Origin of the sequence: Exiguobacterium sp. s132, assembly GCF_018617235.1 — a bacterium.
Classification (GTDB): Bacteria; Bacillota; Bacilli; order Exiguobacteriales; family Exiguobacteriaceae; genus Exiguobacterium; species Exiguobacterium profundum.
Window position 1 is genome coordinate 61,863 of sequence record NZ_JACSJU010000001.1, and the last position, 17,151, is coordinate 79,013.

Sequence of the window (17,151 nt, forward strand, 5' to 3'; positions counted from 1 at the left end):
TGTGCAAATTCACATTCGATTTCGTTGACAATCGAGTTGGAGAGGAGTAATTTATTTTATATAAAGAATTGTTCTGTTTAGAACAATTCGATTCGGAACGATAAAGGAGTGAATAAGAATGACCGAGACAAATACAAATCGGGCACGGGAGATGATGCAATCATTTTGGCGTGTGCAGCGTGTCCTGATTCGTCTCATGCATCAGACGGCGCAACAAAACGATCTCACATTACCTCAACTGCACGGTCTGATGATGTTGAATGAACAGGGTGCGATTACGCAAAAGGAACTGGTTCAGCGAACGAGAATGCCAAAGAGCACGTTAAGTCAATCATTAGATGGTCTCGTGGAGAAAGGATTGATTCGTCGGGATATCAACCCGGATAATCGGCGAGAAGTTGTGTTGACCATTGACCAATCAGGTAAACGCTTGATTGAGGAGATTGAGCGACAAGAAGAAGGGACGGAATATCAATTGAATCAAATTTTGTCTCGTCTCGATCAGGATACGTATCATCATATGCTTACAGCCCATCAACATATTGCGGATGGATTGAACGAAGGGCTCACAGATTGTGAAGGAGTGTGTCGACATGATTAAGTTATTGAAACGTCTCGTTACTTATAAATGGGCTGTTCTGATGGTTTTATTGTTTGTGTTCGCGCAGTCGTTAGCAGATTTATTTTTACCGACGTTGATGGCGGACATTATCGATAATGGGGTCGTGACGGGCGATACCGGCTACATTTGGCAAATGGGCGGAATCATGCTTGGTGTGACGGGACTTGGAGCACTTGCTGCTATTGTGGCCAGTTTTTATTCTTCAAAGGCGGCGATGGGATTTGGTCGTGACTTACGAAGACGTGTGTTCAATCATGTGGAACGCTTCTCGCTTGAAGAGTTCGATCGTGTCGGGACGGCTTCGCTCATCACACGGACGACAAACGACATCACGCAAGTGCAACAGGTCATCATCATGATGCTACGAATGGTTGTGAGTGCGCCGATCATGTTTGTCGGTGGATTGATCATGGCGACCTCGAAGGATGCGACGTTGTCTCTTGTCATTGTTGCCGCAATGCCGGTACTCGTCATCTCGATTTTCCTCATTTTTTGGAAGGCGATGCCGTTGTTTAAAAAGGTACAGAATCGATTGGACCGGCTCAATCTTGTTCTCCGAGAAAATCTGACGGGCATCCGTGTCATCCGAGCTTTCAACCGTGAAAAAGAAGAACAGGTTCGATTGACGAAGGCGAATGAACGGTTGACGGACGTCTCAATCAAAGTGAACCAAATCATGGCGTTCCTCATGCCGGTCATGATGCTCGTGATGAACTTGACGGTTGTCGGCGTCATTTGGTTCGGGGGGATTCGGATTGATAACGGTGCGATGCAAATCGGAGATTTGATGGCGTTCATTCAATACGTCATGCAAATCATGTTCGCGCTCGTCATGGCATCAGTCATGTTCATCATGGTTCCTCGGGCTTCTGTGTCTGCCAACCGGATCAACGAAGTGCTCGAGATGAAACCTTCACTGATTGATGACGGGACAAAGACTGCGGACATTGAGCAAGGGACACTCGTATTTGATCACGTGACCTTCTACTATCCGGGTGCTGAAGAACCAGCGCTATCCGATGTGAGTTTTTCAGCGAATCCAGGTGAGGTCACAGCGGTGATTGGGGGTACGGGGTCAGGTAAATCGACACTCGTCAATCTGATTCCAAGATTTTACGATGTGACGTCGGGGACAATTCGCGTGAATGGTGTTGATGTCCAAGCGGTTCCACAAGAGGCACTTCGTTCGAAAATCGGGTTCGTTCCACAAAAGGCGTTGCTGTTCACAGGTACGATTGCTGAGAACATTCGATATGGGAAGACCGATGCAACAGTGGAAGAAGTCGTTCATGCCGCATCCATCGCGCAGGCAAGTGACTTTATCGAGAAGATGCCAGACCGATATGAGGCTGTGATCGAACAAGGTGGGTCAAACGTGTCGGGTGGTCAAAAACAGCGTCTGTCGATTGCGCGAGCTCTCGTTCGGAAACCGGATTTATATGTATTCGACGACAGTTTCTCGGCACTTGATTTTAAAACGGATGCCGCCCTTCGCAAAGCGTTAAAAGAAGAAACGAAAGATGCGACGGTACTGATTGTTGCACAACGTGTCAGCACGATCATGGACGCCGACCGAATCATCGTTCTAGAAGATGGAGCCGTTGCCGGAGTCGGGACACATGAGGAATTATTTGCGACGAATGCGGTCTATCAAGAAATCGTGAAATCGCAATTGTCTGAGGAGGAAATCGCATGAGTGAGAAACAAGCAAATACGCGACAAACTCATGGGGGACACGGCGGTCCAGGAGGTCCGGGCGGTGGAAATATGATGATGATGGGCGAAAAGCCAAAAGCATTCAAAGTCACGTTCCGTCGTTTGCTTGCCTATTTGAAACCACGGCGAAACACGTTGATTGCTGTGTTTGTCGCGGCGATTTTAAGTACAATCTTTATGATTGCCGGTCCGAAAATCATGGGAATCGCCATCACCGAACTGTTTGAAGGGGCATATGCGAAGTTTACAGGTGTGCCAGGGGCAGAAATTGATTTCACGAGAATCGGACAAATTTTGTCGCTCCTCGCTGGCCTTTACGTCATCAGTAGTCTATTCAACTACGTGCAACAATATTTGATGTCCGGTGTTGCCCAAAAAACGGTCTATGATTTGCGCGAAGACGTGAACAAAAAGTTAGAACGACTTCCGCTCAAGTATTATGACGGACGCTCGAACGGGGAGACATTGAGCCGGGTGACGAATGACATCGACTTGATTGGGAGTACGCTACAACAGAGTGTCACGTCATTCATTACTTCCATCGTCACCATCATTGGGATTTTGATTATGATGCTGTCGATCAGTCCTCTGTTGACGGTTATCTCTCTTGTGTCCCTTCCGCTCACGATCTTTGCGATTCGTCCGATTTTGAAACGGTCGCAACAATATTTTTCCGATCAACAGCGTCACCTTGGACGACTGAACGGCCATGTGGAAGAAATGTATACAGGGCACGCGGTCGTCAAAGCGTTTGGTCGGGAAGAGACAGCTGTGCGTGAGTTTGACGATGTGAATGAGGAGCTTTACGATGCAGGACGGAAAGCGCAATTCATTTCCGGAATCATCATGCCGATGACGATGTTCATCGGGAACATCAGCTATGTATTGATTAGTGTCGTCGGCGGTATTTTGGTCACGCAGCGCAGCATCTCCATCGGGGACATTCAAGCGTTTATCACATATACACGTCAGTTCACCCAACCAATCACCCAGACAGCGAATATCGCAAACATCGTCCAGTCGACGGTTGCCGCGGCGGAACGTGTATTTGAACTGCTGGATGAAGAAGAAGAAGTGAAAGATGTGACGACCTATCAATTAGAACGTGCCGAAGGAAATGTCACGTTCCGTCATGTCGATTTCGGATACGGCGACGACCTACTCATTCAAGATATGAATCTCGATGTGTTGACGGGCCAAACGGTGGCCATCGTCGGTCCGACAGGCGCCGGCAAAACGACGTTGATTAATCTCCTCATGCGTTTTTATGAGTTGAATGGTGGAGAGATATTCATCGATGGGAAAGACTCGCGTAAAATGTCGAGACAAGATTTGCGACATACGTTCGGAATGGTCTTACAGGACACGTGGCTATTCAACGGGACGATTCGTGATAACATCGCCTATGGGAAAACGGGTGCGACTGAGACGGAAATCGTCAACGCGGCGAAAACGGCGCATGCGGATGCATTCATTCGAACATTGCCAGACGGATACGACACCGTGTTGAATGAAGAGGCCAATAACATTTCACAAGGTCAAAAACAGTTACTGACGATTGCGCGAGCAGTATTGGCGAACCCACCGATTATGATTTTAGACGAAGCAACGTCGAGTGTGGATACGCGTACTGAGATTTTGATTCAACAGGCGATGAAACGGCTGATGAACGGGCGGACGAGTTTCGTCATCGCTCACCGTTTATCGACCATCAAAGATGCGGATTTGATTTTGGTTATGGACCAAGGTCGGGTCATTGAGCAAGGAACACATGAATCGCTTCTTGAAGCTGGTGGTTTTTATGAAGAACTTTACAATAGTCAGTTCGCTGAAAAAGAAGTCGTATAACTAGAATACAGGTTTTGGGGCAATGTGATTAGGCAAAAGACGTACGAGGTGAGTTTCGTACGTCTTTTTATTTTGTGTAACAATTACAAATCCGTTAAAATAAAAAAATGGGATAAAAAATGGAGGAACAATTATGGTTAAAATCTTACTTGCGGAAGACGAAGAAGTGCTACGCATGCTTGTTATGGATACATTAGAAGATGAAGGATATGACATCGACGAGGCACAAGATGGAATTGAGGCCTATCGATTGATTGAAGAAAATGAATATGATTTGGTCATTGTGGATCATATGATGCCCGGCATGACAGGGCTTGAAGTGATTGAAAAAGTACGGAAGTTACCAGGGCGGCAAGAGACGAAAGTGATGATGTTGACGGCGAAAAGCCAACAATCTGACCGTGATTGCGCGAACGAGATTGGTGTCGACTACTTCATTTCTAAACCGTTCAGCCCACTTGAACTCGTCAAAATCATAGGAGGCATCGTGAAGTGAAAAGGTGGTTTAAACAAAAACTCGGACGCGACATCATGGTCGTCCTTTATTCCTTCCTCGTCATTGCGTTGGTCGGATCGGCATTGACATATGTCTACATCGAGAACCGCTTAGAGGCGAATGAAGCGAGATTACGTCAGTTAGACGAACGCGTTAACCGTTTGACTACGCTTTGGGATGAGTGGCAGGCTGACCAATATGATACACGAGGCTATCTCTTGTTCGGTGACACCGCGTCGCTCGAACGTTCAAGTGCGAACGAGGCGAAGTTTCAACAAGAAATCAATTGGTTCAAAACACAAGTCCAGACGCGTCAAGGTGAGCTGTTCGCAGAAGATCTTCAGCAGTTCCACGACTTTTACTATGATGTGATCATTCCGGTGACGTATGAATATGCCCAAGCGCAACAAGATGGGGAAGTCACAGAGACGTTTATCGATGCTCAAACGATTGCCGAGTTGCCGACGGCTCAGCGCTTGATTGATCAAGGACTCGTCCAATTTAATCCACAACGTGGAATCGACATCCTCGGACCGATTGATGAGGTAGAGTCTGCCCTCGGAGAATATCGTGAGTTGATGGCATCTGAAAAAGAGGCCGTCTACGCTGAATGGCGACAGAACAACAATATGCTTCAATTCTTGTGGATCATGAGCATCGCCTCGTTCGCCGTATTGATCTTATTGTTTGTCCAGCCGTTCCTACGCCGTCAAACACGTTTGATTTCACGACTTTCCATCGCATCGAACCGCTTGTTAAAAGGGGAAATCGTTGATTTGAGCGATCAGATGAAACGAGAAGATGAGATTGGGACGATGTCTCGATCGTTCCATAAGATGGCTGAGACACTTCGTGACAACGAACGTCATTTGATTGAGAAGAACCACGAACTACAGGCGCAACAAGAAGAATTGATTGCCCAACAAGAAGAATTGCAGGCACAGCAACAAGAACTAGAAGAAATTTTAGAACAGACGCAACAAAACGAGCAACACCTCGCGTATCGGAATGAATTGACGGAGACGTTAGCGTCACGCGATTCGCTTACGGCCTATCCGGAAATCATTGAGAAACTGGTCACGATTACAGATTCAGAGGTCGGTGCACTCGTTTTCGTGGATGAAGCGGGTACGTATCGCGTGACGAGCCACGGCTTGAACGATACGTTGTCTCGTCAGTTGCTCGATAGCGAAAATTCCGTATTGACGCGCGCGATGACATTGAAGACGACGGTACACTCGTCGAAACAAGTCGCGAGCGACCATCCGCTCCCGTATCCGTACTATATGTTTGAGACGGCGGTACCGGTCCATGACCCGACAGATGATTCAATCATTGCCTTCATCTATCTGGTCCGATACAAAGATCGTTTCACCCAAACCCAGATGGGCGACATCATGTCATTCGCTCGTCAGCTCTCGCTTTCTCTCTTACGGATGCGTCTATTTGAAGAGATGAAACGTGAGAAAGGAAAGACGGAGCGAATTCTCGATTCGATTCGAGAAGCGGTCGTCTACATCGACCACTCGACGAATGACGTGTTCGTCAACCGTCCACTCTATGAGATGTTCCCTGAGTTAAGTGACGTCAGTTCACAAGACCTTGAAGAAGAAACGTGGGAAGAATGGCGGAATCGTCTTGTTGAAACGGTCGATCAAGCGGAGGACTTTACGAAGTATACGAATCGCCTGTTCACCGAAGATTTCCCACATGACAGTGTAAGCTTCTCGATTCGTAAGGGCGAAATGAACTTGCAGATGTATGCAGAGCGCATCATTGTCGGCGGACTTTCAAAAGGTACGCTTCTCGTCTTCCGAGATATCACGAGTGAGACAGAGGCGGAGCGATTGAAGAGTGAGTTTATCTCAACCATCTCGCATGAACTGCGTACGCCGCTCTCGTCCATCTATGGATTCACGGAATTGATGGTCAAAAAACAGTTGCCGAATGAAAAACAAGCTAAATACTTGGAGACCATTCACTCCGAGACGGAGCGTCTGACACATCTCGTCAACGACTTCCTCGATGTGCAACGAATGGAATCCGGTAGTCAAATGTATGACCGGGAACAGCTTGATATCGAGCCGGTCGTCCGAGACATGTTGACGTTCTATGAGGCATCGTCGTTGAAACATGAATTCGAATTGATTGCAGATGATGCACGTCCATATGAATTATTCGTCGATTGCCAGAAGTTCAAACAGTTGATGAGTAATCTATTGTCGAACGCCGTGAAGTATTCTCCAAGAGGTGGAAAAATCACGGTCGAACTTGCGCATCACGAGCAAATCGTGTCCATTAAAGTGAAGGACGAAGGAATCGGGATTCCAAGTGACGCGCTCGATCGCTTATTTGATAAGTTTTATCGTGTCGACAACTCCGACAGTCGTGAAATCGGCGGTACGGGACTCGGATTACCGATTTGTCAGGAAATCGTCCGTGGTCACAACGGCCAAATCCATGTAGAATCGATTCAGCATGAGGGCTCGACGTTCATCGTTGAAATCCCAAGCTATGAGTACGCTGTCCAAGAGGCAGAGACGACTCCTGTATAATGTATGGGCCATCCCTTGAGGATGGCTCATTTTTTAGAATCGTTCGCTTGACCAATCGGGAGAGAGTTCGTGTACAATGAAGACTGTACAACATCATAAAGGGGGGCATTTGAATGCCACTGATTGCATTCTTGCACACGCACGTTACGAGCTGGATTTTGTTACTTATTTTGTTTGCCGTGGCCTATATCGGTTATAAGAACGGCAACAAGAGTGGAAAGATCGCACATATGGCGTTTCGACTCATGTTACTCATCGCATTCGGAACAGGACTTTATCTCTACCTTCAGTTGAATGGTGGCGGGACATTCTATCACGTGAAAATCACGGTCGGTTTATTAACTTTGATCTTCGGTGAGATGACGCTCGTCAAAGTCAAAAAGAAAAAACCGTCAAACGGACTATTTGGCGGGTTTATCGTCTTGGCACTCATTACGATTTTCATCGGCTATGCATTGCCTTATGGACAATCTTTCTTCAACAGCTTTATTCAATAAGACGTTCCCACTTCGCACACCGAAGTGGGATTTTTTTGTTTGTACACAAATTATTAGGGGAAAATAAAAAAATCAGTAATTACGACGATGAGGTGAAACGATGGATCAACAGATGATGGAATGGACACGAGTTTTACACGCACGGAAATGGATGAAACAAACTGAATCATTTTTACCCTTATGGCACGGCTATATCGGCTACAAGTTCGGACTATTCGATGCGCTTCAAGGTGGCGCGAGCATGGCGGAGATGAATTTACGTCTAAAACGCCCATTGACACAACTTGCGCTAGAGCGTTGGTTAGAAGTCGGGGTCGCCGTCCGTCATTTGAAAAAGAGAGGCTGGCGCTACTATCCGACGCGTGGATTAAAATATCAATTATCCGGTAACGATGAACGGAGCATCGGGTTCATGCTTCAAGAAATGATGGAGCTTCATATCCCCGCGTTAATCGCTTATCCGGAATTTCTAGAGTCTGGGAAGCAAAAGACGTTTGATGGAGCTGAACACGGTCAAGTCGTCGCGAAGACATCGACACTCGTCGAAACGGTCGCATTTCCAATCGTGCAACAACTTTTACGACAGGCAAATGTCGAATCGATGCTCGATATTGGATGTGGGCACGGCGGCTACTTACGTAAACTCCAAGCGCTCGAACCGAGTTGGGAACTGACAGGCATCGATTTAGAGGAAGAGGTAATCGAAGAGGCACGCTCGCGAGACGAGAGTGGCGACATTCATTTCGAAGTAGCTGACTTCATGAACTGGGAAACAGAAGAGCAATTCGATGCGGTGATGATGAACAATATGCTGTATTACTTCTCACCAGAAGAACGTATCAAGTTGCTTGAGAGACTACGGGAGCGTTTAGAAGAAAAGGGTGTCGCCATTCTCGTGACCCCGCTCGCCGAAACAGCGCTCGGTGGACGATTCGCTTCCGCGTTCAATGCGTTCATGACACTCCACGATAATCTGTACCCGCTTCCGACCATTCCACGATTGCGCCGGCAGATGCAAGAAGTAGGTTTTGATCAAATCCGCTTCATCCCATTCATTCCGGAAGGTTCTTGGTATATCGTCATCGCTGAGCGAGGAAAGACGAACCTGCTCAATCAACCGATTCAAAATTGAACTTGTCTCCCGTCATTCCTATAATGATAGAGAAGCATAAGAGACTATTCACATAGGGAGTTGTTGAGTGTGTCGAAACAAAGAGTTGCCGTTATTGGGGCAGGACCAGGTGGATTGGCTGCAGCGATGCTACTGGCGCATCGCGGTGTAGACGTCACCGTATTTGAGAAACAACCGTTTGTAGGCGGAAGAACGTCGCGCTTAGAAGTAGGTGAATTTGCGTTCGACCGAGGACCTACGTTTTTGAATATGCCTTATATTTTAGAAGAAATTTTTGAAGAGACAGGGCGTAATCTGCATGATTATGTCGAGATGAAGCAGTTGGAGCCGATGTATGATTTGTACTTCGACCGTGGGACGCGTCAACTCTCGATGACAACAGATCGTGATCAGATGTATCGCGCCATCGAAGAACAATTTCCAGGGAATGGCGAAGGTTACGAACGGTTCATGAGTGAACAGGCGATCAAACTGTCTAAATTGATGCCTGTGCTTCAGACCGCACATGACAAGCTTACCGACTATGTCTCGTTACGCGTGCTCAAGGCGCTACCGTTCCTCTCGATCGGTAAATCGCTTTATGACGTCTTGTCCGAGTACTTCACGAGCGAAGAGCTGAAGTATGCGTTCACGTTTCAGGCTAAATATTTGGGGATGTCCGCTTGGGAATGTCCGGGTGGATTCTCCATCTTGTCTTACATGGAACACGCCTACGGAGTGCATCACCCGATTGGCGGAGTGAACCAGCTGTGTCATGCGATGGCGAAAGTGATTGAAGAAGAGGGAGGCGTCATTCGTTTAGGCGAACCGGTAGAGCGTCTTCTCATGGATGATCAAAACGTGACCGGTCTCGTGTCTGGGAGTGTCCATTATGCGTTTGATGAAGTCGTGATTGGTGCTGACTTCGCACATGCGATGACGTCGCTCGTTCCAGACGGTAAACTAACGAAGTGGAGTCCGACTCAACTCAAGAAGAAGCGTTACTCGTGCTCGACATTCATGCTTTATCTCGGGCTCGACCATGTCTACGAAGATGTGGCGCATCACTCGATTCACTTCGCGGACGATTATGAATTGAATGTCAAAGAGATGACACAAGAATTGAAATTGAGCGAGGACTTCTCGTTTTATGTACAGAATGCCTCACGTATCGACCCGACACTTGCGCCTCCTGGCAAGTCATCGCTTTACGTTCTCGTACCGGTGCCGAACAATTTATCTGGCCTCCCGTGGGAGACGTTACAAGCGACCATGACAGAGCGCGTTCTCGATGCGCTTGAGACACGTTCCCCTTACCGAAACATCCGTCAACACATCGAGGTGATGGAGGCGTTGACGCCTGAGGACTGGGAAGCGTTTGGTGTATATGAAGGTGCAACGTTCAATCTAGGGCACAACTTATCGCAGATGATGTATTTCCGCCCGCATAACCAATTCGAAGAGCTCGACAACGTCTGGCTCGTCGGGGGTGGGACCCACCCAGGAAGTGGGCTGCCGACCATCTTTGAATCAGCGCGGATCACGACGAACCTTTTGCGTGACCGGGCAGGTGTCGGCCGATGAATATTAGCTTTGTCGGAGCAGGGGTCGGTACACTATATGCCGCCCTCTTATTGACAAAACGCAATCCGTCACTTCAAATCACGATTTATGAGAAAGAGGACCGGGTCGGTGGACGCTTGAACTACGTTGAATTCGATAATGGGGCGAAAGTCGATGAAGGTCCAACCATCGTCTTATTGCCGAGTAAATTGAAACAACAACTGATTGAGGCGGGTCTTCCTGAACATGAAGTGGAGTTGATTGAAGTCGATCCACTTTACCGCTTACGTTATCAAGACGGGACATCATTCTATAAATATCGGGAAATCGAGAGACAGGCGGAAGAAATCGAACGAACTTTCGGCGAAGGAGATGCCTTCCGTCAGTACATGTCCCAAAAGAAAGAAGAGTATCGGATTGGCTTCGATACGTTTTTAGATCGTAGTTATGCCTCAAAAGCGGAGTTGTTCGAGCCTAAACTACTTCTCCTTCTCATGCGGTTAAAAGCATATGAGACGGCTCATGCGAATATGAAACGCTTCTTTGAAGACGAACGTTTACGTGTCGCCTATAGTTTACAAACGCTCTATATCGGCGGAAATCCTTATGCCACTCCTTCGTTATATGGACTCATTCCTTATCGTGAACAAGAAGAAGGAGTCTGGTATGTAAAAGGAGGATATTTTTCGCTAGCGACGAAAATGGAACAAGAGTTGAAGCGTCGAGGTGTTCGTTTCGAGATGAATGCTACCGTCAATCGTGTCCATGTCACGGACGGGGTGGCCAATGGAGTCACGGTAAATGACGAATATGTACCGTATGATGCAGTCGTCGTGAACGGTGATTTTCCACTCATGGAGCGCCTGATTGATGGTGTGACGCCAAAGACGTATGAACCGTCAAGCGGTACGTTACTTCTTTATTTCGCCGTCAACGGCGAACTCGACTTACCGGTTCACCAATTCGATTTACCGAATGATTTTGAAGGATCGATGCGTACGATCTTTGAGGATGGTAAACTAAGTGAGTATCCAGCGATGTACACCTTTAATCCATCGCGAATGGATGCAACCCTCGCGCCAGAAGGAACGAGTGTATTATATGTTCTTGTCCCGGTTCCTCGAAAATTGGAACGAGAAGACTTTGAGGCACAAGGGACAATCGAACACCTATTAGGAAGAATCGAGGCATTCATGCCTGATTTCCGTGAACGCGTCATCGAGATGAAAGTCCGGACACCGATGGATGCTGAGCGATTCGGATTGTTCGAAGGAGGAAGTTTTGGGATTGCACCAAAGTTATCTCAGTCAGCCGCCTTCAAACCGCAAGCGAGACCATTCCCGAAAATCGAACGTCTCTATGCGGTGGGCGCATCCGTCCATCCATGCGGTGGCGTCCCTATCGTTATGATTGGGTCGCAATTACTTGTGAAAAAAATGGAAGAAGAAATGGGGGCAATGCATCGTGACGACACAAGAAGCGTATCGTCAATGTGAGGAAATCATGAAGAAGGGCTCGTTAACCTTTTACCGGGCCTTCTCTTTGCTCTCAAAACCAGACCGTCAAGCGGTCATGGCAGTATATACTTTCTGTCGCACCCTCGATGATGCGGTCGATGAATCAGACCGTCCAGAAGAGAGTTTGACAGCATTTTTGCATGACTTCGACCGCTTTTTAGCTGGTTACGACCAAGATGAAGCACTATGGGTTGCCCTTCGTGATGTGTGGAAACGTTATGACATGGACGTCGAACCATTTTTTGAATTGGCGGAAGGGATGAAATGGGACTTACATAAGTCGCGGTATGAAACGCTCGAAGAGACCGAGCAGTATAGCTATTATGCAGCGAGCACGGTCGGTCTGATGCTGCTCCCGATCCTTGTCCCAAATCAGGACGCTGCGACGACACGTCAGCTAAGGCAAGGCGCCATCGACCTTGGCATTGCGATGCAACTGACCAATATTTTACGTGATGTCGGTGAAGATTTGAATCGAGACCGCATCTATTTACCCCGTACGATGATGCGTCAGTACGGTGTGAGTGAAGCGATGTTACACCAACGAGAAGTGACCCCTGTCTTTATCGATCTATGGGAGGCGTTGGCGAATCGTGCAGAGTTCTTGTATGAACGGGCACGCGAAACCCATCATCTGTATCCACTCGCGAGTCGAAAGCCGGTACAAGCAGCGGCTCTTCTCTATGAAGGGATTCTTGATGCGGCACGTGCGAATCGACATGACGTCTTCACAAAGCGGGCATACGTATCGACCTTACAAAAAGGAAAGTTGTTGGCAAAACTATAAGCGATTCGATTCCCTGTAGACGCTCGATGGCGTCTACAGTTTTTTGTACGCAAAAAAAACCACTTTTGGCGGGGGACCAAAAGTGGCGTAAGCGTTATGTGATTCATTCATCGGGGAAACGAATGAATCGGTTTGTGATGAAGCCCTAAAGATGTGCCGGGATTCATGGGGAATGAATCAGTTGGGACATCTTCGTCGAAACAGGATGCTTGATGGACTAAGGGGGAACATCATACGCAAGCTGTCTCAACTACGGGATACGAGTGGGGAAACTCGCTCATCACTTTTTCTCGGGTGTGACAAGTTCAAAACGCGATGAGGCTCGGGGAAGCCATTCGATCGCTACAGGTGTAACAAACGTTACAGAACTGCTTGAACTCGAATATGATATTATCACGTCTTTCAATTGTCGACAAGTGTCGAAACTCGCGTTCACAAAATGTTCATATTGTCAGAGGTATGTCCTCTAACATCGATCGTGCAGCGAATTGTCCTGAAAGCGTCACCATCGGACTGCCACCGCCAGGATGAGTCGAACCGCCAGCGAACCAGATGTTCGATACATCTGTCGATCGCGGTGCAGGTCTAAAAAATGCCCCTTTTTTCGAGTTGGCCGACGTGCCATAAAGTGCGCCATAATACGCATAAAAATCGCGAGTCAAATCTTGTGGGGTCACCCGCTTATGGTAGAGCACCTCTTCTTCTTCCCAATCCACACCGAACATACGTAATCGTCTGCGAATCAAATGCTCATACGTATCTGCATCAATTTCGGTCAGATGTGCCGGCGCATTGACGAGGATGAACAGGTTGTCTCCTGCCTCGCCCATCGACGGATCGGTTGCGGATGAATTCGAAATATAGATTGTCGGTTCGTCTGCATAACGTTCTTCTTGGAAAAGTGCTTTAAATTCCCTTTCATAGTCGTCTGAGAAATAGACGTTATGGTGTGCCAAATTCAATCGTTTGGACAATCCGACCATCATGACGAATGCGGAAATCGAAGGTTCGACGGTATCGCGTGTCGGGACTGGGAAAGATGGGCGGTCTTTCGCGTCAACGAGTCGCGGGTATTGCGTCAAGAGTTCACCGTTGAGAAGAACGGCATCACACGAGATGACTTCTTGGTCATCGACGACGACCTCATGTGCTTTTCCGTTCAACACATCAATTTTCGTCACTTCATGACCGAGTCGGAACGTCACTCCGAGTTCGCTCGCCCGTTTGGCGAACCCTTTTGCGATATTCCAGTTTCCACCTTTCGCAAAATAGACACCTTCATTCAATTCCAAATGTGCGATAAGGGCGAACGTACCTGGCGTCACGTATGGGCTGCTACCAATGTACGTCGCATAGCGGTCGAGCGCCTGAATAATGCGTGGGTCCTTGAAATACTTCTTGTGAAGGGCGTGCAAACTTTGAAGTGGATGCACTTTGACCATGTCCGCCCAAAGACCGGGATCCAACTTTGTGTCCATTTGTGTGAAGAAGCGCTTATTCGCAATGTCGAACAGCTTTTCCGCTTCATCTAGATAGGCACGCATCTGATTGTGTTTCAACTGGTCACCGGTCAAACGCCGTACTTCGACCTCAAGTTTTGCCCGATCGGCACTGAACGTGAAGGATGACCCGTCTGTGTAGTGGTTGACGGTATGTTGATCGAGCTTGATTAACTCAAAATAGTCATCCGGATTGGCCCCGCTATTTCGAATGACTGAACGAAATACATCCGGCATCGTGATCGTATTTGGACCAAAGTCGAACCGGTGACCGTCGGTTATAATGGGCATGAGTTTGCCACCGACATGTTGATTCTTTTCAATGACCGTGACGTCATAACCTCGTGCTGCGAGCGTGACGGCGGCGCTTAGTCCACCGAGACCAGCCCCAATCACTACGATTTGTTTCATACAATTGTCCCCCTTTAGACGTCTGCTTAGGAATAGTGACGACCTTTCCACGTGATGGGCAACCGTCTCCATTTACGAATGACGGCGTTCCCGAGTAAGGTCAAGTAAGCGATTAAACTAAGTGGATGGTACCATGTACCGGACCCATTTGATTTCAGATCGACAGCGAGACGCGCGAGGAGCACGAAAATCGCTGCGCTAATCGTCTGCCAACTCGGTGAAAAGATCCAAGCGAGCATAGCCGTCAACTGGATGCCGTAATATGTCATGAAGTACAAGGCGAGTCCTACTGATTCATTCATTCCCTTGAATACGTTCTTTGAAAACCCGGTCCACACTTCTTCATTCGTTTCATACATGTCGCAGGAGATGAACGGGGAGACTTGAACGAGTGACGTGACTTTTTGATGACGTTTGAACGTTCGACATAAATCGATATCATCAATCAACGACGTTCGAATAGCAGCATGTCCGCCAACTTCCTCGTAGCTGTTCCGCTCGACGAGTACGTTCATGCCATTCGCCGCGGCAAATGCGGGGTGTTTCACTTTACGCCAAAACAAAGGCAGATGTTGGGCGATGAGCACGTGTTGCATCGGAATCAACAATTTCCCGAGAAATGTTGACGTCGGAAATTGAGGGAAACCTGATAAAAAGACGGCCTGCTCTCGAGCGAGCGTGGCATGCATGCGGGCGATAAAACTCGAATCGATCGTGACGTCCGCATCTAAAAAGAGAAGATACGGTTCAGTCGTGCGTGATGCTAGTTGATGACAAGCATGAACTTTTCCGGCCCAGTCATGGGGCAAAGGAACACCTTGGATGACGGTAAAACGGGTATCGCTCCCAATTGCATGATTCAATTTTTCATATGTATCATCTTCAGAGCGGTCCTCGTAGATATAGACGTGAGTCCCTTCCGGTATCGCCTGCTTTAAGTTCGAAATCAGTCGATCGACGTGACGCGACTCATTGCGCATCGGGATGCAGACGGCTGTCGCCGGTGTGCGTCCTGGGTCGGCGAGCGGTCTCAAGAACGAAAGATTGATTAGGGTAAAGATAAACATCGAGAGGGTGAGCAGCCATAAGATCATGAACGTCCCCTCCCAAGTCGGAACATCGTTTCTGTCCATTCAGCAAGATTACGACGTGGTCGAAAGAGCGGCACATAGGCATCAGACCGAATGATGGCGTCTTGTCGCACGTCGTCATAGAGCGCCTCGAGTGCTTGCGCGATTTCCTGCTTCTGAGCTCGTCGTGTCATCGACGTCACGACTACTGTTCGAAAGCGGACATATACAAGGGGTTCCGCATGGTTCTCAAACGAATAGTACATGGCGCATAATTGGACGGGGCGGTCGTTCAGTAACAACGTTGCGCCAGACTCGATTTCGACAGGTCGAAGTTCCTGTGGCATCTCTTGTCCTTGAGGGAACATCCAGACGGATTTCCCGGACGCGAGCAATTCATTCGCATAAGCCAGTGAGGCCCGTACATCGGAGAGACTTCCTTTTTTCACCGAGAAGGCACCGAGGTGTCGAAAGAACGGGAAGCGACGTAGTCCATCCTCATCCATCAACACATGAATATCGTGTCGTAAAAAATGTTCATTGATCATATACATGATGAGACCGTCCCACCACGCGCTATGTGTACTTAAAAATAATCCGGGGGTCGGAACGTCGTCCGTTCGGATATAAATGTTATGGAAGGTGGGACGTATTTGACGTTCCCGCACGAACGTCGAGAACAGGTTATTGAACCATTTCTTTTTGTGTGACTCGATCATCGCGACCCCTCCTTTCAAGTAGAATCACTCCGGATGTGAGGATGCTGAGGAGCCCGATACCGTAGAGACCTGCATTGACAGCCGTGACACCGAAGAGTGCGTGAAGCATGACGAACAAATAGACGCCGTGCCGGATGAACAAGGAATCAACAGCGCGTTCGTGACGCTGTAACAACCATGAGAAAATAAGGGATAACCCGAACCAACCGATAAAGTTTTGTGTCGGGATATCATAGTATAAGCCGTCATTCGCCCATTCCCAGTAGCCTTTCACGTTTGCCGCTACGGGATCGATTGCCATATCGAGCCATACGGCGAGAATCGGAACGAGCCATAAAATATTGTGGCGGAATGTGAAGAGACGGGCAACGGCAAAACTAGAGCCAATCACGGCAAGCCATGCCGCACCGATTGTGACAGGAACTCCAAAAACTGTCGGACCGAACGCTTCAGCATAAACGTATTCACTGAACGGGAATCCCGTCTTTACGCCGAGTGTCTCCACAGCGATTGAACCGAAGAAAATAAACGGAACAATCCAAGCTCCTTGTCGAATTCCTTGATAAAGAATTGTTCCACCTATCGCCCCGGCTAGCCATAAAAAGACGGGGTTTGCCCACTCGAGCCAAGGTGGAAGCAGGTCGAATCCAACTAAAATCAACCCAATGAAATACCAAACAATAAACCATTTCCAAATAAACGGATACACTTTCATTCCATCACCTCTACTTTTTATTCTA

The 17,151-nt window shown here is 47.9% G+C and carries 14 protein-coding genes; 10 read left to right on the forward strand and 4 right to left on the reverse strand.

Going from position 1 to position 17,151, the window contains the following annotated elements:
• Nucleotides 1-118: 118 nt before the first annotated feature.
• The 10 genes from KNO78_RS00355 (at nt 119) to KNO78_RS00400 (ending at nt 12,712) form a co-directional block, all read left to right on the forward strand.
• Entirely contained in the window at nt 119-601 is a 483-nt protein-coding gene (locus tag KNO78_RS00355; protein ID WP_074037656.1) for a MarR family winged helix-turn-helix transcriptional regulator, read from the forward strand.
• Nucleotides 594-2,318 carry an ABC transporter ATP-binding protein gene (locus KNO78_RS00360; RefSeq protein ID WP_214691226.1) on the forward strand — a complete coding sequence of 575 codons (1,725 nt, stop codon included), beginning with the start codon at nt 594-596 and terminating at the stop codon, nt 2,316-2,318. Before KNO78_RS00355 ends, KNO78_RS00360 begins: the two co-directional genes overlap by 8 nt.
• On the forward strand, nt 2,315-4,186 hold the full coding sequence (locus KNO78_RS00365) for an ABC transporter ATP-binding protein (protein WP_078146438.1): 1,872 nt from the start codon (nt 2,315-2,317) through the stop codon (nt 4,184-4,186). Before KNO78_RS00360 ends, KNO78_RS00365 begins: the two co-directional genes overlap by 4 nt.
• Nucleotides 4,187-4,319: 133 nt before the next feature.
• Complete coding sequence (locus KNO78_RS00370) at nt 4,320-4,682, forward strand: response regulator (RefSeq protein ID WP_015880966.1); 363 nt, start codon at nt 4,320-4,322, stop codon at nt 4,680-4,682.
• On the forward strand, nt 4,679-7,237 hold the full coding sequence (locus tag KNO78_RS00375) for a sensor histidine kinase (protein ID WP_214691225.1): 2,559 nt from the start codon (nt 4,679-4,681) through the stop codon (nt 7,235-7,237). The genes KNO78_RS00370 and KNO78_RS00375 overlap by 4 nt, the downstream gene beginning before the upstream one ends.
• 113 nt (nt 7,238-7,350) lie before the next feature.
• Complete coding sequence (locus tag KNO78_RS00380) at nt 7,351-7,734, forward strand: YisL family protein (protein WP_015880968.1); 384 nt, start codon at nt 7,351-7,353, stop codon at nt 7,732-7,734.
• A gap of 100 nt (nt 7,735-7,834) precedes the next feature.
• A complete protein-coding gene (locus tag KNO78_RS00385) occupies nt 7,835-8,866 on the forward strand; it encodes a class I SAM-dependent methyltransferase (protein WP_074037653.1) in 1,032 nt (343 codons plus the stop codon).
• 69 nt (nt 8,867-8,935) lie between these two features.
• Nucleotides 8,936-10,429: a phytoene desaturase family protein gene (locus tag KNO78_RS00390; RefSeq protein ID WP_214691224.1), complete on the forward strand. Its 1,494-nt coding sequence runs from the start codon at nt 8,936-8,938 to the stop codon at nt 10,427-10,429.
• A complete protein-coding gene (locus KNO78_RS00395) occupies nt 10,426-11,904 on the forward strand; it encodes a phytoene desaturase family protein (protein WP_214691223.1) in 1,479 nt (492 codons plus the stop codon). The genes KNO78_RS00390 and KNO78_RS00395 overlap by 4 nt, the downstream gene beginning before the upstream one ends.
• Complete coding sequence (locus tag KNO78_RS00400) at nt 11,873-12,712, forward strand: phytoene/squalene synthase family protein (protein WP_084543106.1); 840 nt, start codon at nt 11,873-11,875, stop codon at nt 12,710-12,712. The genes KNO78_RS00395 and KNO78_RS00400 overlap by 32 nt, the downstream gene beginning before the upstream one ends.
• A 443-nt stretch (nt 12,713-13,155) precedes the next feature.
• Here the strand turns inward: KNO78_RS00400 and KNO78_RS00405 are convergent, their stop codons facing one another.
• Genes KNO78_RS00405 through KNO78_RS00420 form a run of 4 tightly spaced genes read right to left on the reverse strand, consistent with a single transcriptional unit; the run spans nt 13,156 to nt 17,126 of the window.
• The gene (locus KNO78_RS00405; RefSeq protein WP_214691222.1) at nt 13,156-14,622 is read right to left on the reverse strand and encodes a phytoene desaturase family protein; all 1,467 of its coding nucleotides are present in this window, start codon (nt 14,620-14,622) and stop codon (nt 13,156-13,158) included.
• 26 nt (nt 14,623-14,648) lie between these two features.
• Nucleotides 14,649-15,716 (reverse strand): glycosyltransferase family 2 protein, encoded by a 1,068-nt coding sequence (locus KNO78_RS00410; protein ID WP_214691221.1) that lies wholly within the window; start codon nt 15,714-15,716, stop codon nt 14,649-14,651.
• Nucleotides 15,713-16,411 carry a lysophospholipid acyltransferase family protein gene (locus KNO78_RS00415; RefSeq protein ID WP_074037648.1) on the reverse strand — a complete coding sequence of 233 codons (699 nt, stop codon included), beginning with the start codon at nt 16,409-16,411 and terminating at the stop codon, nt 15,713-15,715. The genes KNO78_RS00410 and KNO78_RS00415 overlap by 4 nt, the downstream gene beginning before the upstream one ends.
• Nucleotides 16,377-17,126 carry a carotenoid biosynthesis protein gene (locus KNO78_RS00420; RefSeq protein ID WP_074037647.1) on the reverse strand — a complete coding sequence of 250 codons (750 nt, stop codon included), beginning with the start codon at nt 17,124-17,126 and terminating at the stop codon, nt 16,377-16,379. The genes KNO78_RS00415 and KNO78_RS00420 overlap by 35 nt, the downstream gene beginning before the upstream one ends.
• Nucleotides 17,127-17,151 lie beyond the last annotated feature (25 nt).